We start from the raw sequence: 25,306 nt of genomic DNA, 5'->3' as shown, positions 1-25,306 counted from the left end.
TACAATCCGACGTTGTACATGTTCTTGGCAATATGGCACAGTTCTCGAAGAGTCAAGTATTCTTCTTTGGTCAAACCATTTAGCTGTTGTTTGATACAAAAATACATTTTTTCACCTCCCATCTAACTATATTATACTATATTTTACTGAATCTATCCTATTTTCAGCAAAATATAGTTAAGGCGATTCATCTCCCACTTACTCCGCTTCGCTTCGTTGAAGTGGGAGTCCTCTCGCCTAATTAAGATAAAACCGCTTCGTAATTTGTTCGCCATGTGTTTCCAAGACAGGCACCGTTGATTTCACAATTTCAATCGTTTTTGGATGCAATTTCGTTGTCGTTGTCATGATTTCATCCCCTTTCAAAACATGTATTTTTAATACATCTTTTATTCAACCATGAGCACTGCGAAAAAACAATATTTTAAATACATCTTTAATAAATTGTTCACAATTCTCCGTTCGAATCAGGTGTGGTACAATGGGATCAAGAATGTCGCTTAAAGGTTGTGAATCACGATGCAGTTGACGAACTATATACATGCAACGAAAAAGTTTAACATATCATTGACGGAAAAGTCGCTTATCCACTTTTCGACTGGCGGTGACCGAACAATCACCCGCTTCGCAGCCCCATACATGGTTCCGGAAGCGGCATTGTTCGCTCGCCCGACAGTCGATCCAATCGCTCTGTAAAAACTACAAATGTTAAAGATTCAAATTGCACCTATATATACGGAATACGCCTTGCGCGTCCTCTTGTTTTTAGGCGCGCTTGATGAAGAAGAAAAAACAAACATCAAAGACATTGCCGCTGCCTTTTCCATTTCAGAGCATCATTTAAGCAAAATCGTCTATGAGCTTGGCAAACTCGGCTACATTGAAACGATCCGTGGGCGCAACGGTGGAATCCACCTTGCGAAACGCCCCGCGGAGATTGTCATCGGCGCGGTTGTTCGCGAAACGGAGGAAAACTTGTCGCTTGTCGAGTGTTTTGCCGCCCACGGCAATGAGTGCGTCTTAACGCCGGTATGTCGGCTTCGCTTCGCACTTCACGAGGCGTTAGAGGCGTTTTTGCGTGTGCTGGATGCGTATACGCTCGCCGATTTGCTTGAAGACCGAGCGTCGCTTCGTTCTTTATTGAAAGAGCGGCGCGGTTGAGAAAACTTTCTGGCTATAAGCTGGAGAGTTTTTTGGCGTTTGGCAGGCACACGATCACTAAGCATCGCTCTACGGAAGGAAGACGCGGGATGATGCGAAACCGATGGCGGCCTTTGCGCGGGATGTGGCGGCAAGAACGATCATCAGTTGGAAAAACGAAACCAGTCGTCAAACATGGGCGGCGGGATGAATACGTCCGGCACCGGCCGATCACATCCCCTTTGTTTGCCACAAGACGAAGAATATATTAAGATTAGAAAGGTGTGAAAACATCTGCATGACTAAAGGAGGTCACAATGAAACACGAAGGAAGCGCTTTGCCACCTTACTTGCATATGGACAATGGAGAGCTTTGGCTCACCGAAGATGATCGCGACAACTTAAAAATCAGCTATCGAATCAAAGAGGTGATTTTTGCCGAGCCGTCCGAGTACCAGCATGTGATGATTTTGGATTCGTACGATTTTGGCCGCATGCTCGTACTCGATGGCGTCGTGCAAACGACCTCGATTGACGGCCATATTTATAACGAAATGATTTCGCACGTGCCGCTGCAGTTTCATCCGGAAGCGAAGCGGGTGCTCATCATCGGCGGCGGCGACTGCGGCGCAGCTCGTGAGACGGCGAAATACGCTCATCTTGAAGCCATCGATATGGTGGAAATCGACGAAAAAGTCGTCCGGGCGTGCAAAGAGCATTTGCCAGCCGTCTCCGGCAACTTATCGGATCCGCGCGTGCGGTTTGTTTATGATGATGGCGTCGTGTTTGTGCAAGAGAAAGAAAACGTCTACGACGTCATTATGATCGACTCGTCTGACCCAGTCGGCCCGGCGGAAGCCTTGTTTTCACCGGAGTTTTACGCCAACGTCCATCGCGCGTTGAAAGCAGACGGGCTGATGGTCTGCCAAAGCCAGTCGCCGATTTTCCACTTGGATATTTTGAAACGGACGTACCGCAATATTCGCGAACTGTTCCCGCATGTGCTTGTGTACACCGCGGTGGTGCCGACGTATCCAGGCGGACTGTGGAGCTTTACGATCGGCTCGAAACGGCCGCTCGATTTTCCGGCGCAGACAACCATTCCAAACGACACGAAATACGTCAATGATGCGGTCTTTCGTCAATGTTTCGCCTTGCCCGAGTTTTTGCGCTCGGCGCTTGAGGTGGAATAACGGCTTGGCATGGAAAAAGCTGTCCCTGCTTTGTGAGGGGACAGCTTTTTTTGTGTCATTTGAGTGATCTTTCTATTATTCCACCCGCTTTCTTGTTTCATTGCGCCGGTGGGTTGTGGGTCAGTGCCCGCTTAGCAAGCCATTGAAACGTCAAGTCATCCGCCGGCGGGTTGTGCAATCCAGCACGGACGTCACGGTAATGCCGCTGAAGCGGATTGTCAGCAAACAAGCTTTGTCCGCCGACAATGCGCATCGCCCAATCGACGACTTCAAGCGCGGTATTGGTGGCGACCAATTTGGCTGTTGCCAACTCCTCTTTCATCGCCATCCGTTTTTCCGGATAGCGATCCCATAAGTCGGCGACCGCGTACAGGAAATGGCGCGCATGGGTGAGGCGCCATTCCATTTCAGCGATTTTCCGCTGCACTTCGGGTGTTAGGGCGATTGGGTGAGGCAGGGTATTAGGCTGGTACGTCTTGGCAAAGCGAAGCGCCTCATTGCGCGCCGCAATGGCGATGCCTAAGTAACAAGCCGGCACGTGCAACAGCCATCCTTGCGCCGGAGCGGCTTCGTTCGCTTCTCCAAGCGTCTCTACGAGCGCCTCTTGGTCGACTTCGACTTCTTCAAGAACAAGATCATCGCTGCGCGTCGCCCGCATGCCAAGCGTGTTCCACGTCGGCTCGATGCGGATGCCTGAAGCAGACATCGGCACGAGAAATTCACCGACCCGACCGTCTTCCATCGTGGCGGAAATCAATACGTAATCGAGCGCAGGGGCTAACGATGCAAATGTCTTTCGCCCCCGAAGCACCCAGCGGCCATGGCGAAAGACGGCCGTCGTTTCCGGTTTACCGCCGCGCGCCGGGCTGCCAGTTGTCCGTTCAGAGTGGGCGCTGTTGATGAGCGCGTGGCGGCAAACGACTTCATTCGCCAAACGGGCGAGAACGGGCTCCGGCCAGCGGCGGAGCAAAAATAAACGCATGAGAATGCTGGCGTGCCAACCAAACGACAATGCCGTTGCCCCAGAGCCTTGGGCGATCGTTTCTTGCACGAGCACAAGCTCATAAAGCGATGCCCCTTGGCCGCCGTATTCAGTCGGGACGGTCAAGGAAAGGAATCCAGCCTCTTTTAAATCGGCAAAATCGGCAAATGGAAACGTTGCCTGTTCGTCATCATGCGCTGCCCGTTGGACAAATCGTTCCGCAAGGCGGCGCGCTTGGTTGTACAATTGTTGCTCCCGATCGGTCCGCACAAGCAAATGGTACAATTCGTTCATCGGTTCTCCCCTTCTTTTGGTCAAGATGCCTTTATTGTACCGAGTTCTGGCTAGGACTGAAAACAAAAACGCACGGGAAAATGACCGTCCTTGCTCTCGGAAGCTTAAAAGAGAAAGAAATGCCGAATGTACCGATCATCGTCACGGTGGACGAACTCATTTTTCCCAGCATCGTACTCGTATTCCTCCTGCCAGCGGCGGCCATAGCGGGCGATTTGACGGACGGCGCGGATGATCGCATACACTTCTTCGTTCGTCATCGTAGGATGGAGCGACAGACGCACCCATCCTGGTTTGGCGAGAGGATTGCCGTTTTTGACTTCTTGAAGCAGCGCAGCGGATTGTTCCTTGTCGATGCCAAGCAAATAGTGGCCGTATGGTCCGGCGCAGGAACAGCCGCCGCGCGCTTGAATGCCGAAGCGATCATTCAGCAGTTTGACAACAAGGTTGTAATGCAATCCATCTATGACAAATGAGATGATGCCAAGACGGTCGTCCCGATGTCCTTCAAGCACGCGGACGCCGGGAGTGCTTTTTAGCGCCGGCAAAAGAAGGGAAACAAGTTCCTTTTCGCGGGCGCGCATCTGTTTTACGTTCATTTGTTCTTTCAGCTGGATGGCCAACGCTGCCTTGATGGTTTGCCAAAACGGCGGTGTTCCGCCATCTTCGCGTTCCTCAATGGCTTGGATGTATTCATAGTTCCCCCACGGGTCGGTCCAATACACCGTCCCGCCGCCGGGGTGATCCGGAGCGTGCTGATGATAAAGCCGGCTGTCAAAGATGAGCACGCCGGCGCTCCCCGGCCCCCCGAGAAACTTATGGGGAGAGAAATAAATGGCATCAAGCTGCTCCATTGGGTCGTCCGGATGCATATCGATGCGGACGTACGGAGCGGAAGCAGCAAAATCAACAAAGCAAAGGCCGCCATGCTCGTGCATGATTTTCGCCAGCTTATGATATGGGGTTTCCAACCCCGTGACGTTCGAGCAAGCAGTAAATGCACCGATTTTTTGCGGCCGATCTCGGTAGCGCTCCAGCAGCTCGCGCAAATGGTCAAGATCGACATCCCCGTTCTCTGTCGGCCGGACCGCCACGACTTCCGCGATGGTTTCCACCCATGGCAATAAATTTGAATGGTGCTCCATATGGGTGACAAAAACGACTGGCCGCTCCTCATCATGAAGGGACAAGCGGCGCTTCCACCGTTCCGGTACGCGCAAGCCAAGCAGACGCTGCAGCTTGTTGACGGCGCTTGTGGTCCCGGCGCCTTGCATGATCAAGACATCGTTTTTCCCGGCATGAACGTGCTGTTTGATGATTTCTTTTGCATAGCGATAGGCAAGCGTCGTTTTCGTTCCGGTCACATTCGATTCCGTATGCGTGTTGCCGACAAATGGACCGAGCTCATGCGTCAGCTTCTCTTCAATCGGCCGGTACAGCCGCCCGCTTGCCGTCCAGTCGGCGTAAATAAGCCGCTGTTTGCCAAACGGCGTAGAAAACGGATGAAAGCGGCCGATCGTTCCATCGCGAAACGGCTGAAAATACGTCTCAAGCTCTCCGCGGCATGTATACACCGCATTGCCGATCACAGCGTGAATGGCCATGTTGATTCCCCCTTTCCGCCATTTCGTCTATTTACAAAGTATGTCGCCTTCGGTGGTTCGGTCCAAAAAACGTGGGAAAGTTGAAAATGAAAAATCCGCCGTACAGGCGGATGATATTCCACTCCCTTTTTTACTCCTTTTTTTTGCACGATAATGGCGAAATCGTTTCCCCCACGGACGGCGCAAGGTATTCGGCAAGCATGGTCCGCAAGTCATCGGGCAATGGTTCGCTCGTTTGGGTTTGGAAATTAAAATGGACGACCGCTGCCTCTCCGATGGCGATCAGTCTTCCTGTTTCCTCTTCCATGATGCGATGAATGCATTGAAAGCTTTTATTGCCGATCCGGGAGACATTGGTTTCCACGCGCAATCGTCGTCCGAAGAATCCTTGGTTGATAAAATCGCACTTGGTGGAAGCTAAAATAAAATGCCAGTCGTCCGTTCGCCCGCCGTAACGCAATTCATCAAACAGGCGGGTGCGCGCTTCTTCTAAATAAATAAAATAGCTAATGTTGCTTAAATGTCCGAGCGCATCAGTTTCACAAAAGCGTGGGTTGACGGTAATGATGTGCGTCTTCATTTCTCCCTCTTCCTTTCTTGCTTTTTTTTGCCCCTTTCGGCCCACGATATTCGTTTGGGTGAGCATGGGGCGGGAGCAAGTTTGATTTGTAGCTACCAACTAGTCAGTATGTTGTTTTTATCATACTCCGATTGATTGGGATATGCAATTGTTTTTTTGGGTTATTGATTATTTAGAACATTGTTTGTGACATGAAATATTGTCGCAAATCCAGTACGTTGCACGAAAGGATGAAAATCTCTTTCAATTAAGTTGAATTTTTGGTTTACACTTCGCCGATTGCCTGACACATTAGATTGCATCCGCATGTATCGAAGTGCAAATGGTAACGAACAATTGGAACCTATATAGTTTTGACATTTTCAGGGTAGATAAAAAAGCCCGGCGAGGGCAGACGGGGCGTCTGCGGTCAACCGGCCCAAAGCGGCAAAAGAACGTATCCTGCAAGCGACACGCCGGCGCAAAGGAGAGAGAGGCGCAATTTGTATTTCGCATAGCTCATCAAGTCCATATCCATAATGGCTGCCGTTGTAATCGTCGTATCGCCAAGCGGCGAAGCAAAGGCGCCAAACGTCCCGCTCGCAAACACGGCGCCGACTGTCACCTCGAGCGGCGCCCCGGTCGCATGGGAAAGCGTGACGCCAAGCGGCATCAAAATGCCCCACGTTCCCCATGAAGAACCGATAAAGTATGATAAAAACGATCCGACCAAAAACACGGCCGCTGGCACGAATGCCCCCGGCAGCCATGTGCCGAACGTCGACGACACGTACTCCGCAAATCCGAGTTCCCCCGCCACCGCCGAGACCGCCCATACGAGAACGAGCATGCCGATCGGCGCCATCAGCTCGTTTCCTCCGGCAAAAAAGTGGTACGTCAACTCTGAGAGCGATTGTCGGCGCCACAAATAAAACATCATCGACAAAAGGATGGTCACAAACAGCGCCAACAGCATCGCCCATGTCGCATCGGCCGCGGAAAACGCCTCCCACCAATTCTCTGCCCCGCGTTTCCTCCCGTCGTACACGAAAAAGGCAAACGTCAGCGCGATTAACAGCGCCAGCGGGACAAACAAGTGCAACGGCTCCCCGTTGATCAGCGCCAGCTCCTTGCGCAATCCGAGCCCGTGCAGTGTATTCGTTTCCCCTTCTCCTTTTTTCGCCCGCGGTTTGCCGATCCGGATGTTCAACATCGTCGTCAACACCCCGACGGCCAGAGCGACAATCGCAAACAAGTTGTACGGCAGGCTGCGCAAAAACACGTCATACGGCGATTCGTGAATGTCGTTTTGCTCAAGCGCCGCGGCGACAACAGAAGTCATAAAGCCGACGAACGCTGTCGCCGCTGGCAAAAGCACGATGATCGGCTCGGTCGAGACGTCGATCATGTACGCCATGCGGCGGCGGTCGATGCGAAACTGGCGAAGGACCGCTTTCATCACTGGTCCAAGGAGCATAATGCGAAACATCGGCATAAAAAACGTCACCGGCACCGTCAGCCAAACGAACAACAAAATCCCCCGCTTCGAGCGGATGCGGCCGGAGAGTCTCTCGACAAACCCTTTGATCCCGCCGGTAATTTGCATCATGCCGACAAGCGAACCGAACAAATACAAAAACGCGGCCACCTTCATATGCTCCGGATCGGTCAGGGCGTGAAGAACAGCGGAAACAGCGCGCTCAATCGCGCCGACAGCCGACCACTCAAGGCAAAACGCTCCGACGAGCAATCCGGCCACGAGGCCGGGCAAAATTTCTTTCAGCCATACCGCCAACGGAATGATGAGCAGAAAAGGCAACAGCGACCACCATGTTCCTTCCACGTCGGCGCCTCCTTTGCAATGATGTTGTTACCAAGAAGGATAGCCATAATGCAGTTTTTTTATGATTTTCATTGAAGATTTAGAACATAGTTTTATTTATAAAATTTATGTTGCCCGCGCAAACAAAAAAAGCCGCGCTGCGGTTTGCAGCGTGGCACACACTTCCCTCCGCCCCGGGCTGACTCCCAAACAACCTGGGGCACAGAAGGCGTTGTCATTTCCGGCGCGCAAAATCGACAAATCGGAACTTGTCGAGCCGGTGACGCGATTCCGTATATTGAAACAATGCAGCATTGCTTAAATACACATAGTTTTTGACGACAACGACGCGGTCATCGCCATGCAAATCCAAATAGCGCCGGTCTTCGTCCGTCGCTTCGTCGACCGATATTTCTTTTTTCGCAAAGCTGATCGGCAAATACAGCTTCGTTTCCAAGTATTCATAGATTGAGTCTTCGCAAACTTGCCATTCGGACAAAATGCGTTTTAAGGCAAGGAAATCAAATGGGGCGACTGCCCATTTTTCTCCGTTCGGGTGATCGACCTTCAAGTGGTGAAAGTTAAACGTCATATTGAGCTCGTGGTTTTCCGGGTTCGTGTAGCGGATGCAATGATCGATCGTCGTCGACGACATTTCCCCGACCGTCATGACGTCATATTTCGAAAACACTTCGTGGTTCATCTCTTGCAAAAACTCATGAATGCGCGGTCCGTCCGTATAAATTTGATAAACGACTGCTTTTTTCCACCAAGGGGTTGTTGACATCTCTCTTCACCTCGTTCGTCGGGATAAAAAACATACCATTGGCATCGGCGGCCAATGGTACGGGCGGGAAATAAATGATTTCGCACATCGTTCTCTTGCTTCCACACACGGCAATCATGAGCGGGCGGCTTTACGCACTTTCCCAAAGACAAGTTTGTCAACATCTTTCGATGACCTTCTTCATTTTTCGACAATAGTTGTTGTTTTTTTGCTAACTTCCACTTCTTTTGTTATGTTTTGTCAAGCGGCAGGAAAATCAACGACCGAGTAGGAAAATAAAACATAACGCAAATCAATTCCAAAAGACGAGAAAGGATGAGGAAATGCGATGAAAACCTATACACTCCGCGAAGCAGCGAAAAAAATCGGGGTCACCGCCCGCGATTTGAAACAATGGGAAAAGCAATTCGCCGGATCGATTGCCGTCCCACGCACAACCGAGGGGGCACGCATGTACACCGACGAGCTGATCGACCGGTTTCGCCATATCCGCACTTGGCTTGAGGACGGCCGCCATCCGCGCGAAGTGGCTGAAATGATCAGGCAAATGGACGGACAACCGGCAGAGCGAGCCAACGAGACAGCCGCTCAAGTGGAAACAGCCGTCATGGAAGGGGAAATCATCGATGTGCCCCGCCTGCTGCATCAAGGGATGCCATACATAGCCGAGCAGTTGGCGGCCCGCTTAAAAGACGATATCGTCGACGCCTTGAAACAGGAAACGACAGCCACGGTCCGGCAAGCGATGGATGAGGTGAAAGGCCGCCTTGACTACATCGAGGAGCAAACGACGGCAGCTGCCGAAATGGTGCGCCGTTCACTCCGCGATTACGAGGACGCATGGCAGCAAAAAACGGAACAGCTGCATGAACATTTGGAAACGGTCGTCGCGTTCTGTCAAGAGGAAAAAGTAAGACAGGAAGAGGAGCGAAAACAGCTCGAACTGCGCATTTTAGAACGGGAAAAAGCGTTTCGCGAGCTCGTGTTGTCGTTTCGGCAAACCGCTGCCAGCACCAGCGCTGCTCGAACTCGGGCAAATGAATGGTGGAAGTTTTGGTGAAGACGATTTTGGCATCAATGTGACAAGGGCACCCGTTTTGGATGCGCCATACCTCCGTCAAAAATCAAAAAAGGGCCCCGCCAAAACGCGGGCCCCTTTTTGCGTCATATTCGGCGGCTCTCGGCCGCATGTCGTTTGATGGCTTCGATCAAGTGCGCTTCTTCTTGTTTGGTGACATGGAGGCGGACGCCATAATAGTAGGCGTGGACAAACGGTCTTTCCCAGACAAGCTGCCCCCGCAGCGTAAAGGAGGCAGCGTTTAGCCAAAACGAGATGTCAACCAGCGTTCCCCCTGTTGAAAAGGGAAGGCGGCCTTCCGTTTCGATTTTCATCCCGTGCGGACTTAGATCGTGAATGTAGACGCTGCGCTCGCCATCGGCTGTGCGCAGTTCGGCCGAGGCGGCCGGCCAAACTGATGCCGGAACGGTTCTTGACGCTTAAACCTCATCCTTCCTCCCCTTTTCCAAGCAGCTTCGCCGGCTCTTTCCAGACGTCCACCACCGGCCCGGCTTCGTCAGTGTCAACGACAAACGAACCCGTGCTGTAGCGGTCGGAGAGACGAAGGGAAGCGGCTTCGATCGTCTCGACCACCCCTTTTTCCGTCCGCAATCCGACCATTTCCTCATCGCTGCTGACAAAGACGGCGCCGACAACTCGGTGCGGGTTGGATTTCACTTCGCGCACAATCACAACGCCGCGCTTCGCCCGTGATGACGGCTCAAACTCGCTCATCGCCACTTTTTTCACCGCTCCGCGCTGCGTCACGACGACGAACGAGCCCCCCTCTTCTAGGCGAACGGGACACGCAGCGGCGACAAAGTCCCCTTCCTTCAATTGAATCCCTTTCACGCCAGCCGCGCGCACACCAACAAGGCTGATCTCCTCCTCGGCAAACAAGAGCGCATGTCCATCATGCGTCGCAAGCCAAAGATGGCCGCATCCATCCGTCGCGTAGACGGCGATGACGTCATCATCCTCTTTCACATTAACGGCCACAAGCGGGCGGGTGTAGCGCTGCACTTGGTATTGAGCGAGCTCCGTTCGCTTTACGAGCCCTTGTTTCGTCACAAAGATGAGCTGCTCCCCGGTGTTAAAGGAAGAGACTGGAACAGCGGCGACGAGTTCATCGTCGCGTTCAAGCGGAATGAGATGGGAAATGTGCTGGCCGACCTCTTTCCAACGGATATCAGGGAGCGTATGCACCGGGCAGTATAAATAATAACCGCGGCGGGTGAAAAGCAAGAGCACATCGGTCGTATTCATCTCGAGCTGGGCGAGCAGCCGATCCGTTTCCTTCATGCCCATGTCTTGACCGTTTGAGGCGCTGTATGAACGATAGCTCGTCCTCTTCACATATCCTTCTTTTGTCACGGTGACGATCACATCTTCCGCCGGAATGAGCGCCTCCACCTTCACTTTCAGCTCTTCAATCTCCTCTTCAATCACCGTCCGCCGCTCATCGGCATATTGCTTTTTCATCGTCTTCAGCTCTTTTTTGATGACGCCAAGCAGCTTCTTTTCATCGGCGAGAATCCCCGTAAGTTCCGCAATCGCCTGATCCAGTTCTTCCGCTTCTTGACGCAGCGCCGTGATGTCGGTGTTCGTCAACCGATACAGCTGGAGCGTCACGATCGCCTCGGCCTGCGCTTCGGTGAATCCGTAATGAGCCATCAGCCGTTCTTTGGCGTCGCGCTTGTCGCTTGAAGCCCGAATCGTCGCAATCACCTCATCCAAAATGGAAAGCGCCCGAATCAAGCCGTCGACGATGTGCTTCCGCTCATTCGCTTTTTTCAGCTCAAAATGCGAGCGGTTGGTGACGACCTCTTTCCGGTGGGCGATGTAGGCATCCAACAGCTCCGGCAAACTCATCAGCTTCGGCCGGCGCTCATGGATCGCCACCATGTTGAAGCTGTACGGCACTTGCAAATCCGTATTTTTGTACAAGTAGTTGAGAATCGCTTCCGCATCGGCGTCTTTTTTCAATTCGATGACGATCGACAGCCCGTTCCGGTCCGTTTCATCGCGCACATCGGCGATGCCGTCGAGCTTTTTGTCGAGGCGAAGCTCGTCAATTTTTTTCACTAAATTCGCTTTGTTCACTTCATACGGCAGTTCCGTGATGACAATGTGCTTTTTCCCGCCTTTTCCCTGCTCGATGGCGGCTTTGGCGCGGATGATGATTTTCCCGCGGCCGGTCTCATACGCCTTGCGGATGCCGTCTTTCCCTTGGATAATGCCGCCGGTCGGAAAATCGGGGCCAGGAAGAACCGTCATCAGCTCGTCAACAGTGCAATCCGGCCGGTCGATCCGCATCAAGACGGCGTCGATCACCTCGCCAAGCGCATGCGGCGGAATGTCGGTCGCATAGCCGGCCGAAATCCCGGTCGAGCCGTTCACCAACAAATTCGGAAACATCGCCGGCAGGACGGTCGGCTCATCGGTCGTATCGTCAAAGTTCGGCACAAACGGAACCGTTTCTTTGTCAATATCGCGAAGCAATTCGGCGGCAATCGCCGACAGGCGCGCTTCCGTGTAGCGCATCGCCGCCGGCGGGTCGCCGTCGATGCTGCCGTTGTTGCCGTGCATCTCCACCAGCACGTTGCGCAGCTTCCACTCTTGGCTCATCCGCACCATCGCTTCATACACCGATGAGTCGCCGTGCGGATGAAAGTTGCCGATCACGTTTCCAACCGTTTTCGCCGCCTTGCGAAACGGTTTATCAGCCGTGTTGCCATCGATGTACATCGCATATAAAATACGGCGCTGCACGGGCTTCAACCCGTCGCGCGCATCTGGGAGCGCCCGGTCTTGGATAATGTATTTGCTGTAGCGGCCAAAGCGGTCGCCAAGCACGTCCTCTAACGGCATTTCCAGCAATCGTTCTGCCATCGTCATTCTCCTTTCCTAACACATCAGCACCAAAAAGGCGGCGCCTTTTCACGCCGCCATCAGCCGATCCATCCCGGTTCCTCTTCGAGCCCGAAGGCGACGTGCGTTTCGATCCATTTGCGGCGCGGCTCGACTTTGTCGCCCATGAGCGTCGTCACCCTCCGTTCGGCGCGGGCCGCATCTTCAATGCGCACGCGGATGAGCGTACGCGTCTGTGGGTTCATCGTCGTTTCCCATAATTGATCGGCGTTCATTTCGCCGAGCCCTTTATAGCGCTGAATCGTATAGCCGCGGCCCATTTTTTTCGTAATTTCTTTCAGCTGCTCGTCCGTCCACGCATATTCGACGATTTCGTTTTTGCCGCTTTTTTTGCTGATTTTGTAAAGCGGCGGCAAGGCGATGTACACTTTTCCCGCTTCAATCAGCGGACGCATGTAGCGGTAAAAAAACGTCAAAAGCAGCACTTGAATATGGGCGCCGTCCGTGTCGGCATCGGTCATAATGATCACTTTGTCGTAGTTGACATCATCGAGCGAAAAGTCAGCCCCGACGCCGCCGCCGATGGCGTGGATGATCGTATTGATTTCCTCGTTTTTCAAAATATCGCCAAGTTTCGCCTTTTCCGTGTTGATGACTTTTCCGCGCAGCGGAAGCACCGCCTGGAATCGACGGTCGCGCCCTTGTTTCGCCGAACCGCCCGCCGAATCGCCTTCAACGAGATAGAGCTCATTTTTTTGCGGATTGCGCCCTTGCGCCGGCGTCAGCTTGCCGCTTAAGAGCGCCTCTTTCCCTTTCCGCTTTTTGCCGCTTCTCGCCTCTTCGCGCGCTTTGCGGGCCGCTTCACGCGCCTGATAGGCCCGGATCGCTTTCTTAATGAGCATCGCGCTTACGTCCGGGTTTTCTTGCAGAAAGTACATGAGCTGCTCGGACACCACCGCATCGACGGCCGAACGCGCTTCGCTCGTTCCGAGCTTTCCTTTCGTCTGCCCTTCAAACTGCAGCAAGTGCTCTGGGATGCGCACCGAAACGACCGCGGACAACCCTTCGCGAATATCGGTTCCTTCCAAATTTTTATCTTTTTCCTTGAGCAAACCGACACGGCGGGCGTATTCGTTAAAAACGCGCGTCATCGCCGTTTTCGCACCCGCCTCATGCGTGCCGCCGTCTTTTGTGCGCACGTTGTTGACAAACGACAGCACGTTTTCCGAATAACCGTCATGAAACTGGAACGCAAACTCGACTTCAATGCCGTTTTGCTCGCCAGCAAAATAAACGACCGGGTGGAGCACATCTTTCTCCTCATTCAAATAGGCGACAAACGCTTCAATTCCGTTTTCGTAGTGGAACACCTCGCGCATGCCGGTCCGTTCGTCAACGAGTTCGATTTTCAGCCCTTTTAACAAAAACGCCGATTCGCGCAGCCGTTCACTCAATGTTTCATAATCGAAGACTGTCGTGCTGAAAATCGTTGGGTCCGGCTTAAATTGAATGATGGTTCCGGTTTTGTTCGTTGTGCCGATTTTCTCTAGCGTCGTCACCGGTTTGCCTCCATGCTCAAACCGCTGCCGGTAAATGAAGCCGTCGCGATGAATCGTGACGACCAGCCATTCTGATAAGGCGTTGACAACCGACGCCCCGACTCCGTGCAGACCGCCGCTCGTTTTATAGCCGCCTTGGCCGAATTTGCCGCCGGCATGAAGCACGGTCAAAATGACTTCCGGCGTCGGCTTGCCGAGCTTATGCATCCCGACCGGCATGCCGCGCCCCTCATCCAAAACCGTGATGCTGTTGTCTTTATGTATTTGCACGAAAATGTAGTTTCCGTATCCGGCCAACGCCTCATCGACCGAATTGTCAACAATTTCGTAGACAAGATGATGCAAGCCGCGGCTGTCGGTGCTGCCAATGTACATCCCCGGCCGCTTCCTGACTGCCTCGAGCCCTTCCAACACTTGAATGGCATCTTCGTTATATTCGTATGTCGCATGCTTTGCCACAAGGCCACCCCTTCCTACAAAAACAAGAACACCTGTTTCTATTGTACCACAAACTTCCCGACTGTCCATTGCCTTTTGACATCCCCCGACAAATTCGGACAAGTGCGACAAAAAAACGAAAGGACCATCTCGAACAAGATGGCCGTTTCATGGATTAAGATTAAGCACGCTTGGTGAGCGCATGTTCCACTTTAATGCAGCGATCCATAATGACCGTGTAGCCTTTTTCTTTCAAAAAGCGATACGCCTCCTCATTGACGACGCCAAGCTGCGCCCAAAACACGTCGGCATCGATTTGCACAAACTCGCGGGCCAGCTCGGGCAAATGCTCAGAGCGGCGGAACACATCGACGATGTCGACATGGCCTTCGATATCGGTTAGTTGATCAACCGCCGGAATGCCTTCCCACTCATCGATCATCGGATTGACCGGAATGATTTCGTATCCAGCGTCTTTCATCGCTTTCGCCACCATATACGACTCGCGCTCCGGATTGTTGGACAACCCAACGACGGCAATCCGTTTCGCCTTGCGCAAAATTTCACCGATTTCTTCCCGGCTTGGGTTGACAATGGGCATCGGGTTCTCTCCTTCCCTCTTTGGTTTTGCAATACTTGTTTCGCGATCGAGAAAGAAAAATCCTTCTATGAGACAGAAAATGGTTTAGCCCTTTTTAAAACAGCTCCATTTCGATTTTGGCTACAAGCCGCTTATACGCAGGCCCCGTCCCGCATACACGCCCGCTAAAAAAACAGTCGTCATGGCCATGAGGTGGACGACAATCCATCCCCATCGCCCGTAGCGGAATGAGGAAGCCGCAAGCGGAGAGCGCGCGTTTTGGGGGACGATTTATTTCCCACTCCCTAAACGCTGTCCTAGACAACACTGTTAGTATAATCCAAAGCATGGCATTTATTCCGGCGCCTTCACCGGCTTTCCTCTCCATCAGGCTGCCTAGCATGGCTTAACAAACGTGCTTCGCGCAAATGGATGATGGATGAAAAAAGGTGTCCCGCTGTTTTGGGGACACCTTCCATCGATCGGACTGCATCAACCTTTCAAGAATTTCCGAACAAAGAGATCATTGTGCAACAAACGCTAAAACTTTCCCGAACGAAAAATCGAGTAAAGCAGCCAACCAAAAAGAAAAGCGGACACACCTAATCCGATTTCAACAGCAGGAAATTTCCATAGCAGCATCGACTGCCGTCCGAACGATGAAGCGATCATCATGCCAGCCATGACGATGCTCCACGAAAGAAGAACGATGCTAATGGACAGTCGGTTGCTAATTTGATCAAGTTTGTGCAAAAACGCCTCAAGGTCTGACGCTGTCATCTCGAGCTGAAGTTTGCCGCGCCGCATGATTTTGGCCAGCTCCTTTACACTGTCCGGCAGCCGAAGGAGCATCTCGCCATAATCGGCGACGCGCCTCCACGCTGTCTCCGCCACCCGGTCAGGCCGAAGACGGTCTTTCAACAGCTTCCGCCCAAACGGCTCCGCCACATCCATGATGCGAAACTGCGGATCAAGCGTCTCCACGACCCCTTCGACCGTCAACAGCGCTTTCCCTAACAGCGTCAAATCGCTTGGGATGCGAATGCCATGGCGAAACGCCACCGAAAGCAAATCCTCGACGGCTTCCCCAAGACTGATCTCACCGAGCGGGACGCGGTAGTATTTCTCCCGCAACTCGTCAATATCATCGCGCAATTTGCCTTCATCGACTCCGTCAGGAACAATTCCTAAACCGTAAATCGCACCCAACACCCCATCCGTGTTTTGCCGCATTAAGGCGATGATGAGTGAAGAAAGATGATGTTTGACATGAGGTCGAAGGCGGCCCATCAAGCCAAAGTCAATGAAGGAAAGCGTTCCATTGTCAAGAACAAATACATTGCCAGGATGAGGGTCGCCATGAAAAAATCCATGCTCAAACATTTGTTGAAAGGTTGCTTCAGCCAAACGCTCGGCGATCGTTTTTAAGGAGTGGCCGTTCGCTTTCAACCGCTCGATCTCCCCGAGTTTGATCCCTTCGACATATTCCATCGTGAGCACTGTTTTCGTCGTATAATCCCAAAACACCTTCGGGACATACACCGACGAATCGCCGGCAAACTGCCGTGCAAACCGTTCCGCATGGCGCGCCTCGACTGTATAATCCAGCTCCTGCCGTAATGAACGCGCCAGTTCATCGACAATCTCAGACAATTGGTAGGTTGCCGCCCAATCGAGACGGCGTTCCGCCAGCACGGCCAAATCTTGCAAAATTTCCAGATCCGTCTCCACCCGCACAGCGATGTGCGGGCGCTGCACTTTCACCGCCACGGCCTGTCCGGAAGGAAGAACCGCCCGGTGCACTTGTCCAAGCGAAGCGGCAGCGAGCGGCATTTCCTCAAATGAACGAAAGAGTGTTTCCAGCGAACTTCCAAACTCCGCTTCGACAATCCGGCGGACATCGGCAAACGGAAACGGCGGAACTTGGTCTTGCAGCTTTTCGAGCTCACTGATGATCGGAGCGGGAATCAAATCCGGCCGTGTGCTGGCAATTTGCCCGAGCTTCACGAACGTCGGGCCGAGCTCCTCAAGCACAAGGCGGAGCCGCTCCCCAACCGTTTTTCCTTCCTTTTTCCCTTGCTCCGCTTTCCATCGCGGCGGCAACGAAAGAAACGACGAAAAGCCGAGTTCATCGACGATCATCCCGAATCCGTGCCGAAGCAAGGAGGCGGCGATTTCGTGATACCTTCCGATATGGCGCATCCGTTTTCCGATCATCGAGACATCTCTCCTAAGGCGGCAAAAAGCGAGCGGACAGGCCGCATCGGTTTACTGCCCGCTTTGTTCCTTTTCTTCAAGACGGCGGATTCGCTCCTCGAGTTGCCGCACGTCTTCTTTCGTCGCCAAGTCGAGTTTATCGATCACCTGCTTGATTTGCTCGCGTACAAGCCGCTGCACTTCCGTTTTCCGCGCTTCGGTCTGCTGTTTCCATTGATCGATCACTTCCTTCGATTCGTCAAGCGACAATTCCCCTTTTTTGACTAACTCGTCAATGATTTTTTCCACTTGTTCTTTGCTTGCAATCGCCAATCCCAGCCCGAATGCCAATCCTTTTTTCAAAATGCTCATCCTGTTTTCCTCCTTTCCTCCTTTCCTTTATAGTACCATTATTTGGCGGGGCATGTCGAGCAAGCGGCCAAAGAGGAAAAAGCGGAAGGTGTTTTCCGTTCGAACCTAGCGTTGCATATCCCGCTTCTCGATAAGGAATCCTATCGATGGGCTATCCATTCGTGCAAGGAGGGAGTTCCCATGGCAGAGGAACAACTGCACTACGGAGAAGACTATCGTTTCATACCTGCGACGTCAGCAGCGAGCGGCCTCGGAGTCAGCGTGCTGCCCGATTTGTACTGCCATACGATCCAAATCGTGAACATTTGTCTTGTCGGCCGCCCAGACGACCGCGCGTTTGTATTGGTCGACGCTGGCATGCCGGGATCAGCCGATGACATTGTTTCAGTCGTGGAAGACCGCTTTGGCAGCGGCAGCCGCCCGCAAGCCATTGTTTTAACCCACGGCCATTTTGACCACGTTGGAGCGATTGTTGAGCTTGTCAAGCATTGGAATGTCCCGGTGTATGCCCATCCGGCTGAACTGCCGTATTTGACTGGAAAGGCGAGCTATCCTGAACCTGACGCTTCCGTCGAGGGCGGCTTCATCGCCAAAATCTCGCCGTTTTTTCCGAACGAGCCGATTCAATTAGGCAACCGCGTCCAGCCGCTCCCTGCGGACGGCACCGTTCCGCACTTGCCGGAATTTCGCTGGATCCACACACCGGGGCACACGCCAGGCCACATTTCGTTATTTCGGCCGCGCGACGCCGCTTTAATCGCCGGCGACGCGTTCGTCACCGTCCGCCAAGATTCACTGTATAAAGTGTTGACCCAACAAATCGAAATCAGCGGCCCGCCGCGCTATTATACCATCGATTGGCGCGCCGCCCGCGAGTCGGTGCACAAGTTAGCCGCACTCTTTCCGTCAGTCGCCATCACCGGACACGGTGCTCCTGTCGCCGGCAAAGAGCTGCGTGAAGGGTTGACAAAACTCGCCCGTGATTTTGACCGTATCGCTACCCCTGATTATGGGAAGTACGTCCATTAGGCAAACGGACTATCGTTCCGTGAACGGCTTCTAGTTTTGTTTGAAGCGGAAGTTTCTCTGCTAAAACCACTTTCAAGTAAAAACCAAGGGAGGGTGTCTGAACGGGGGCACCCTTTCGTTGACATGTAAAAGTCAGAGGATTCTCCATGGAGATGGTAGAGCACATTATGCCTTTAGCGACAACGCAAAAAAGACGACAAGAATCATTCTTGTCGTCCAACATAAGAGATGGGCCTAAGTGGACTTGAACCACCGACCTCACGCTTATCAGGCGTGCGCTCTAACCAGCTGAGCTATAGGCCCGCTTATAAGAAATAAAAATGGAGGGGGACGGATTCGAACCGCCGAACCCAAAGGGAGCGGATTTACAGTCCGCCGCGTTTAGCCACTTCGCTACCCCTCCGTAATCGTGATGCCGACTGCAGGACTCGAACCCGCAACCTACTGATTACGATTCAGTTGCTCTACCAATTGAGCTAAGTCGGCATAAAATAAATGCAAGAAGGTGGCTCATTGTTGTGCTCTGTGCCTCTTCCTCTACAAGCTGTTTCGAGGAAGCAGGATGCGTCGAGGCAACTCGAAGCCGACTCGACGATGCAGATGCTCGTCTCTACCAATTGAGCTAAGTCGGCATAATTATGATATAAATCGTGGCTCATTGTTCATTTGTTGTGTCCCTTCCTCTACCAGCCAATTCGAAGAAGCTGGGTGCGTCGGGACAACTCGAAGCAAATTCGACGATGCAGATGCTCGTCTCTACCAATTGAGCTAAGTCAATATTTATGGCGGAGGAGGAGGGATTCGAACCCCCGCGGGCTGTGACACCCCTATCGGTTTTCGAAACCGACCCCTTCAGCCAGACTTGGGTACTCCTCCATAGCTGTTTGGAGCGATGCGGTCGAGAGGACTTGAACCTCCACGGGGTTGCCCCCACTAGGCCCTCAACCTAGCGCGTCTGCCATTCCGCCACGACCGCATACAATGGAGCGTAGGGGATTTGAACCCCTGACCTCTTCGCTGCCAGCGAAGCGTTCTCCCCCTGAACTAACGCCCCATGATGGTGGAGTATACTGGGATCGAACCAGTGACCCCCACGCTGTCAACGTGGTGCTCTCCCGCTGAGCTAATACTCCACGTTGTTTGCCTAGCAGCGACCTACTCTTGCAGGGGCGCTGGCCCCAACTACCATCGGCGCTGGAGGGCTTAACTTCCGTGTTCGGGATGGGAACGGGTGTTTCCCCTCCGCTATCACCACTAGGCAATGGCGACAAGTATTATTATAAGGGAATTGAGCTTATTGTCAAGGACTTTTTTTCATTCCTTCAAAACTAGATAACCGTTTCGGGAAGAAGCCGGGGCGAACCGCTCGCCTGCGCTTTTCGCTGTCTAGTTCCGGCCGCCATCGGCTCGCGACGCTTCGGTCCTGCTGCGGCGGGCTAAGCCCGCTCGCAGGCCCTCCAGCGCACCTCGCCGATAAGCAGGCGGCCTCCACTTTTCTTGTTAGGTTAAGCCCTCGATCGATTAGTATCCGTCAGCTCCACGTGTCGCCACGCTTCCACCTCGGACCTATCGACCTCGTCATCTTCGAGGGATCTTACCCGCTTTGCGCGGTGGGAAATCTCATCTTGAGGGGGGCTTCACGCTTAGATGCTTTCAGCGCTTATCCCGTCCGCACATAGCTACCCAGCGGTGCCCCTGGCGGGACAACTGGTACACCAGCGGTGCGTCCATCCCGGTCCTCTCGTACTAAGGACAGCTCCTCTCAAATTTCCTCCGCCCGCGACGGATAGGGACCGAACTGTCTCACGACGTTCTGAACCCAGCTCGCGTACCGCTTTAATGGGCGAACAGCCCAACCCTTGGGACCGACTACAGCCCCAGGATGCGATGAGCCGACATCGAGGTGCCAAACCTCCCCGTCGATGTGGACTCTTGGGGGAGATCAGCCTGTTATCCCCGGGGTAGCTTTTATCCGTTGAGCGATGGCCCTTCCATGCGGAACCACCGGATCACTAAGCCCGACTTTCGTCCCTGCTCGACCTGTCCGTCTCGCAGTCAAGCTCCCTTGTGCCTTTGCACTCTCCGAATGATTTCCAACCATTCTGAGGGAACCTTTGGGCGCCTCCGTTACCTTTTGGGAGGCGACCGCCCCAGTCAAACTGCCCACCTGACACTGTCTCCCACCCCGCTAAGGGGTGCGGGTTAGAACTTCAATACCGCCAGGGTGGTATCCCACCGCCGCCTCCACCGAAGCTGGCGCTCCGGCTTCCCAGGCTCCCACCTATCCTGTACAAGCGATACCAAAATTCCATATCAGGCTGCAGTAAAGCTCCACGGGGTCTTTCCGTCCTGTCGCGGGTAACCTGCATCTTCACAGGTAGTATAATTTCACCGGGTCTCTCGTTGAGACAGCGCCCAAGTCGTTACACCTTTCGTGCGGGTCGGAACTTACCCGACAAGGAATTTCGCTACCTTAGGACCGTTATAGTTACGGCCGCCGTTTACTGGGGCTTCGGTTCGCACCTTCGCTTCCGCTAAGCGCTCCCCTTAACCTTCCAGCACCGGGCAGGTGTCAGCCCCTATACGTCGCCTTTCGGCTTCGCAGAGACCTGTGTTTTTGATAAACAGTCGCTTGGGCCTTTTCACTGCGGCTCTTCAGGGCTCTTCACCCCAAAGAGCACCCCTTCTCCCGAAGTTACGGGGTCATTTTGCCGAGTTCCTTAACGAGAGTTCTCCCGCGCGCCTTAGGATTCTCTCCTCGCCTACCTGTGTCGGTTTGCGGTACGGGCACCTCTTCCCTCGCTAGAGGCTTTTCTTGGCAGTGTGAAATCGGGGACTTCCGGATCAATCCGTCGCCGTCACCGCTTGGCCTTATGATCCGCGGATTTGCCTGCGGATCAGCCTCACGGCTTGGACAGGCTCTTCCAGCCGCCTGCTCGCCCTATCCTCCTGCGTCCCCCCATCGCTCAAACGGGAAGAAGGTGGTACAGGAATCTCAACCTGTTGTCCATCACCTACGCCTTTCGGCCTCGGCTTAGGTCCCGACTAACCCTGAGCGGACGAACCTTCCTCAGGAACCCTTAGGCTTTCGGCGCAGAGGATTCTCACCTCTGTTTTCGCTACTCATACCGGCATTCTCACTTCTAAGCGCTCCACCAGTCCTTCCGGTCTGGCTTCTCTGCCCTTAGAACGCTCCCCTACCGATGACCAACGGTCATCCCGCAGCTTCGGCGGCACGTTTAGCCCCGGTACATTTTCGGCGCAGAGTCACTCGACCAGTGAGCTATTACGCACTCTTTAAATGGTGGCTGCTTCTAAGCCAACATCCTGGTTGTCTCGGCAACTCCACATCCTTTTCCACTGAACGTGCACTTCGGGGCCTTAGCTGGCGGTCTGGGCTGTTCCCCTCTCGACCACGGATCTTATCACTCGCAGTCTGACTCCCGGGCATAAGTCGTTGGCATTCGGAGTTTGACTGGGTTCGGTAACCCGTTTGGGGCCCCTAGCCCAATCAGTGCTCTACCTCCAACACTCTCAAACCCGAGGCTAGCCCTAAAGCTATTTCGGGGAGAACCAGCTATCTCCAAGTTCGATTGGCATTTCACCCCTACCCACACCTCATCCCCGCACTTTTCAACGTGCGTGGGTTCGGGCCTCCAGCCGGTGTTACCCGGCCTTCACCCTGGACATGGGTAGATCACCTGGTTTCGGGTCGACGACGACGTACTCACACGCCCTGTTCAGACTCGCTTTCGCTGCGGCTCCGCCTCTTCGGCTTAACCTCGCACGCCATCGTCACTCGCCGGTTCATTCTACAAAAGGCACGCCATCACGCATGAACGCGCTCTGACTACTTGTAGGCACACGGTTTCAGGTTCTCTTTCACTCCCCTCCCGGGGTGCTTTTCACCTTTCCCTCACGGTACTGGTGCACTATCGGTCACTAGGGAGTATTTAGCCTTGGGAGATGGTCCTCCCTGCTTCCGACGGGATTCCTCGTGTCCCGCCGTACTCAGGATCCGCTCGGGAGGGAACGAAGTTTCGACTACAGGGCTCTCACCTTCTCTGGCCGGCCGTTCCAGACCGGTTCGTCTACCCCGTCCCTTTCTCACTCCCATCGTGAGCGGTCCTACAACCCCAAGAGGACATGCCTCTTGGTTTGGGCTGTTCCCGTTTCGCTCGCCGCTACTTAGGGAATCGCGGTTGCTTTCTTCTCCTCCGGGTACTAAGATGTTTCAGTTCCCCGGGTGTGCCCTCCATGCCCTATGGATTCAGGCATGGATACTGCCCCATTACGGACAGTGGGTTCCCCCATTCGGACATCTCCGGATCAACGCTTGCTTACAGCTCCCCGAAGCGTTTCGGCGTTTGCCCCGTCCTTCATCGGCTCCTAGTGCCAAGGCATCCACCGTGCGCCCTTTCTAGCTTAACCTATCGCGCTCTCGGCTTCTTCCTTTGCTTTATCGGTTATCTAGTTTTCAAGGAACAAAATTGATTCTTGAGAGAACATGACTCGTTCCCTCAAAACTGAACGAAACAGAAGCGCGATGGATTGGTAGGTTGGCCATTGCGGCCTCCGCTTTTCGAATTGTCTAGCTCCGGCTCGCCGCCGCTCGGGGTCAAATAACCTTCGCCTTCCGGGTGCAAGCACCCTTGCAGGCGAAGAACATTTGCCCATCGCGATCGCCACGATGGCGATATTTCGCCGTTGCCCGCAGGACGCGGGCTGCCTTTAGGCGAAATTACGGCGCTTCCGCTTTTCTTCGTCCTTAGAAAGGAGGTGATCCAGCCGCACCTTCCGGTACGGCTACCTTGTTACGACTTCACCCCAATCACTTGCCCCACCTTCGGCGGCTGGCTCCCGTAAGGGTTACCTCACCGACTTCGGGTGTTGCAAGCTCTCGTGGTGTGACGGGCGGTGTGTACAAGGCCCGGGAACGTATTCACCGCGGCATGCTGATCCGCGATTACTAGCGATTCCGGCTTCATGCAGGCGAGTTGCAGCCTGCAATCCGAACTGAGAGCGGCTTTTTGGGATTCGCTCCCCCTCGCGGGTTCGCAGCCCTTTGTACCGCCCATTGTAGCACGTGTGTAGCCCAGGTCATAAGGGGCATGATGATTTGACGTCATCCCCACCTTCCTCCGACTTGTCGCCGGCAGTCCCTCTAGAGTGCCCACCTTCGTGCTGGCAACTAGAGGCGAGGGTTGCGCTCGTTGCGGGACTTAACCCAACATCTCACGACACGAGCTGACGACAACCATGCACCACCTGTCACCCTGTCCCCCCGAAGGGGGAACGCCCAATCTCTTGGGTTGTCAGGGGATGTCAAGACCTGGTAAGGTTCTTCGCGTTGCTTCGAATTAAACCACATGCTCCACCGCTTGTGCGGGCCCCCGTCAATTCCTTTGAGTTTCAGCCTTGCGGCCGTACTCCCCAGGCGGAGTGCTTATCGCGTTAGCTGCAGCACTAAAGGGTGTGACCCCTCTAACACTTAGCACTCATCGTTTACGGCGTGGACTACCAGGGTATCTAATCCTGTTTGCTCCCCACGCTTTCGCGCCTCAGCGTCAGGTGCAGGCCAGAGAGCCGCCTTCGCCACTGGTGTTCCTCCACATCTCTACGCATTTCACCGCTACACGTGGAATTCCGCTCTCCTCTCCTGCCCTCAAGCCCCCCAGTTTCCAATGACCCTCCACGGTTGAGCCGTGGGCTTTCACATCAGACTTAAGAGACCGCCTGCGCGCGCTTTACGCCCAATAATTCCGGACAACGCTCGCCCCCTACGTATTACCGCGGCTGCTGGCACGTAGTTAGCCGGGGCTTCCTCGTGAGGTACCGTCACCGCGCCGCCCTCTTCGAACGGCGCTCCTTCGTCCCTCACAACAGAGCTTTACGACCCGAAGGCCTTCTTCGCTCACGCGGCGTCGCTCCGTCAGGCTTTCGCCCATTGCGGAAGATTCCCTACTGCTGCCTCCCGTAGGAGTCTGGGCCGTGTCTCAGTCCCAGTGTGGCCGGTCACTCTCTCAGGCCGGCTACGCATCGTCGCCTTGGTGAGCCGTTACCTCACCAACTAGCTAATGCGCCGCGGGCCCATCCGCAAGTGACAGCCAAAGGCCGCCTTTCAACCAAAGACCATGCGGTCTTCGGTGTTATCCGGTATTAGCTCCGGTTTCCCGGAGTTATCCCGGTCTTGCGGGCAGGTTGCCCACGTGTTACTCACCCGTCCGCCGCTGACCGAATCAAGGCAAGCCTCGATCCGGTCCGCTCGACTTGCATGTATTAGGCACGCCGCCAGCGTTCGTCCTGAGCCAGGATCAAACTCTCCAAAGAAAGTTGATTGGCTTTTGCTTCGGCCCATGCGGACCTCCGCTTTTCGTATTGTCCAGCTTCGGCCCGCCGCCGCTCGGGGTCAAATAACCTTCGCCTTTCGGGTGCAAGCACCCTTGCAGGCGAAGAACATTTGCCCATCGCGATCGCCAGGATGGCGATATTTCGCCGTTGCCCGCAGGACGCGGGCTGCTGTTAGGCGAAATATCGGACCTCCGCTTTTCGTCGCGCTTCGTTTCGTTCAGTTTTCAAGGAACAAGCAACTGCTTTTAGTCTTTGAGTCGTTTTTTGACTTCTTGACAGAGGAATCTGGATTTTCCAAATTCACCCTCAAATGCTTTATTAATATATCATTTTTTGTGATGGATGTCAAGCCTTTCATTCAAACTCCCGAGAATACCATCACAAAAATCACAAGACTTTTCATAACAAACATTTTTTATTATAACAATAAATGTTTTTGTTTGTCAAGATGCTATTTTTCTCTAAGTCTTTT

At 53.7% G+C, this 25,306-nt stretch carries 15 protein-coding genes, 7 tRNA genes, 3 rRNA genes and 1 pseudogene; 4 read left to right on the top strand and 22 right to left on the bottom strand.

What is annotated here, in order from left to right; translation table 11 throughout:
• Nucleotides 1–705 precede the first annotated feature (705 nt).
• Together nsrR and speE are read left to right on the top strand one after the other, a co-directional pair.
• A complete protein-coding gene (nsrR, locus tag CD000_RS06685; RefSeq protein ID WP_369806545.1) occupies nt 706–1,161 on the top strand; it encodes a nitric oxide-sensing transcriptional repressor NsrR in 456 nt (151 codons plus the stop codon).
• A gap of 296 nt (nt 1,162–1,457) precedes the next feature.
• The gene (speE, locus tag CD000_RS06680; protein ID WP_011231232.1) at nt 1,458–2,333 is read left to right on the top strand and encodes a polyamine aminopropyltransferase; all 876 of its coding nucleotides are present in this window, start codon (nt 1,458–1,460) and stop codon (nt 2,331–2,333) included.
• Between the two features lie 97 nt (nt 2,334–2,430).
• Here the strand turns inward: speE and CD000_RS06675 are convergent, their stop codons facing one another.
• The 6 genes and pseudogenes from CD000_RS06675 to CD000_RS06655 all read right to left on the bottom strand — a co-directional run.
• Nucleotides 2,431–3,609 carry an acyl-CoA dehydrogenase family protein gene (locus CD000_RS06675; protein WP_011231233.1) on the bottom strand — a complete coding sequence of 393 codons (1,179 nt, stop codon included), beginning with the start codon at nt 3,607–3,609 and terminating at the stop codon, nt 2,431–2,433.
• A 104-nt stretch (nt 3,610–3,713) separates the two neighbouring features.
• Nucleotides 3,714–5,213, bottom strand: coding sequence for an aminotransferase class V-fold PLP-dependent enzyme (locus CD000_RS06670; protein ID WP_014195845.1), 1,500 nt, complete (start codon nt 5,211–5,213; stop codon nt 3,714–3,716).
• 130 nt (nt 5,214–5,343) lie between these two features.
• Entirely contained in the window at nt 5,344–5,793 is a 450-nt protein-coding gene (locus CD000_RS06665) for an acyl-CoA thioesterase (RefSeq protein WP_011231235.1), read from the bottom strand.
• Nucleotides 5,794–6,202: 409 nt separating this feature from the next.
• Complete coding sequence (locus CD000_RS06660) at nt 6,203–7,615, bottom strand: Na+/H+ antiporter NhaC family protein (RefSeq protein WP_011231236.1); 1,413 nt, start codon at nt 7,613–7,615, stop codon at nt 6,203–6,205.
• Nucleotides 7,616–7,829: 214 nt separating this feature from the next.
• Nucleotides 7,830–8,093, bottom strand: a complete 264-nt coding sequence (locus CD000_RS18730) for a UTRA domain-containing protein (RefSeq protein ID WP_369806593.1) — start codon at nt 8,091–8,093, stop codon at nt 7,830–7,832.
• A pseudogene (locus CD000_RS06655) lies at nt 8,076–8,336 on the bottom strand (alpha-amylase family glycosyl hydrolase); the annotation flags it as partial. The gene CD000_RS18730 and the pseudogene CD000_RS06655, both read right to left, overlap by 18 nt.
• A gap of 373 nt (nt 8,337–8,709) precedes the next feature.
• Between CD000_RS06655 and CD000_RS06650 the strand changes: the two are divergent.
• Nucleotides 8,710–9,441 carry a MerR family transcriptional regulator gene (locus tag CD000_RS06650; RefSeq protein WP_096225290.1) on the top strand — a complete coding sequence of 244 codons (732 nt, stop codon included), beginning with the start codon at nt 8,710–8,712 and terminating at the stop codon, nt 9,439–9,441.
• Between the two features lie 104 nt (nt 9,442–9,545).
• On the opposite strand, the gene CD000_RS06645 is transcribed toward CD000_RS06650, so the two are convergent.
• The 6 genes from CD000_RS06645 to CD000_RS06620 all read right to left on the bottom strand — a co-directional run bounded on the left by CD000_RS06645 (nt 9,546) and on the right by CD000_RS06620 (nt 17,454).
• A complete protein-coding gene (locus CD000_RS06645) occupies nt 9,546–9,797 on the bottom strand; it encodes a PilZ domain-containing protein (protein WP_233130500.1) in 252 nt (83 codons plus the stop codon).
• Between the two features lie 88 nt (nt 9,798–9,885).
• Nucleotides 9,886–12,330, bottom strand: a complete 2,445-nt coding sequence (gene parC / locus CD000_RS06640) for a DNA topoisomerase IV subunit A (RefSeq protein ID WP_096225289.1) — start codon at nt 12,328–12,330, stop codon at nt 9,886–9,888.
• 59 nt (nt 12,331–12,389) lie between these two features.
• Entirely contained in the window at nt 12,390–14,327 is a 1,938-nt protein-coding gene (gene parE / locus CD000_RS06635; RefSeq protein ID WP_011231243.1) for a DNA topoisomerase IV subunit B, read from the bottom strand.
• Between the two features lie 160 nt (nt 14,328–14,487).
• Nucleotides 14,488–14,907 (bottom strand): CoA-binding protein, encoded by a 420-nt coding sequence (locus tag CD000_RS06630; protein ID WP_096225287.1) that lies wholly within the window; start codon nt 14,905–14,907, stop codon nt 14,488–14,490.
• Nucleotides 14,908–15,426: 519 nt separating this feature from the next.
• The gene (locus tag CD000_RS06625; RefSeq protein WP_096225285.1) at nt 15,427–17,103 is read right to left on the bottom strand and encodes an ABC1 kinase family protein; all 1,677 of its coding nucleotides are present in this window, start codon (nt 17,101–17,103) and stop codon (nt 15,427–15,429) included.
• 51 nt (nt 17,104–17,154) lie between these two features.
• A complete protein-coding gene (locus CD000_RS06620) occupies nt 17,155–17,454 on the bottom strand; it encodes a phasin family protein (protein WP_011231247.1) in 300 nt (99 codons plus the stop codon).
• A gap of 180 nt (nt 17,455–17,634) precedes the next feature.
• Between CD000_RS06620 and CD000_RS06615 the strand changes: the two genes are divergently transcribed.
• Nucleotides 17,635–18,483 (top strand): MBL fold metallo-hydrolase, encoded by an 849-nt coding sequence (locus CD000_RS06615; RefSeq protein ID WP_096225283.1) that lies wholly within the window; start codon nt 17,635–17,637, stop codon nt 18,481–18,483.
• Between the two features lie 229 nt (nt 18,484–18,712).
• On the opposite strand, the gene CD000_RS06610 is transcribed toward CD000_RS06615, so the two are convergent.
• The 10 genes from CD000_RS06610 to CD000_RS06565 all read right to left on the bottom strand — a co-directional run bounded on the left by CD000_RS06610 (nt 18,713) and on the right by CD000_RS06565 (nt 24,813).
• A tRNA-Ile gene (locus CD000_RS06610) sits at nt 18,713–18,786 on the bottom strand.
• An 18-nt stretch (nt 18,787–18,804) separates the two neighbouring features.
• Nucleotides 18,805–18,886 (bottom strand) — tRNA-Tyr (locus tag CD000_RS06605).
• A gap of 10 nt (nt 18,887–18,896) precedes the next feature.
• Nucleotides 18,897–18,969: transfer RNA gene (locus tag CD000_RS06600), tRNA-Thr, on the bottom strand.
• 297 nt (nt 18,970–19,266) lie between these two features.
• Nucleotides 19,267–19,359 (bottom strand) — tRNA-Ser (locus CD000_RS06595).
• Between the two features lie 17 nt (nt 19,360–19,376).
• Nucleotides 19,377–19,459 (bottom strand) — tRNA-Leu (locus tag CD000_RS06590).
• 6 nt (nt 19,460–19,465) lie between these two features.
• A tRNA-Ala gene (locus tag CD000_RS06585) sits at nt 19,466–19,537 on the bottom strand.
• Between the two features lie 4 nt (nt 19,538–19,541).
• Nucleotides 19,542–19,616, bottom strand: a tRNA-Val gene (locus CD000_RS06580).
• 9 nt (nt 19,617–19,625) lie between these two features.
• A 5S ribosomal RNA gene (rrf, locus tag CD000_RS06575) occupies nt 19,626–19,742 on the bottom strand.
• A 242-nt stretch (nt 19,743–19,984) separates the two neighbouring features.
• Nucleotides 19,985–22,914, bottom strand: a 23S ribosomal RNA gene (locus tag CD000_RS06570).
• A 341-nt stretch (nt 22,915–23,255) separates the two neighbouring features.
• Nucleotides 23,256–24,813, bottom strand: a 16S ribosomal RNA gene (locus CD000_RS06565).
• Together the 16S, 23S and 5S rRNA genes with 7 tRNA genes alongside form the textbook arrangement of a ribosomal RNA operon.
• Between the last annotated feature and the right edge of the window lie 493 nt (nt 24,814–25,306).

The organism is Geobacillus sp. FJAT-46040 (genome assembly GCF_002335725.1).
GTDB classification, from domain to species: domain Bacteria; phylum Bacillota; class Bacilli; order Bacillales; family Anoxybacillaceae; genus Geobacillus; species Geobacillus thermoleovorans.
The sequence above is the reverse complement of the archived record's forward strand: the minus strand, read 5'-3'. Positions and strand labels throughout refer to the sequence as shown.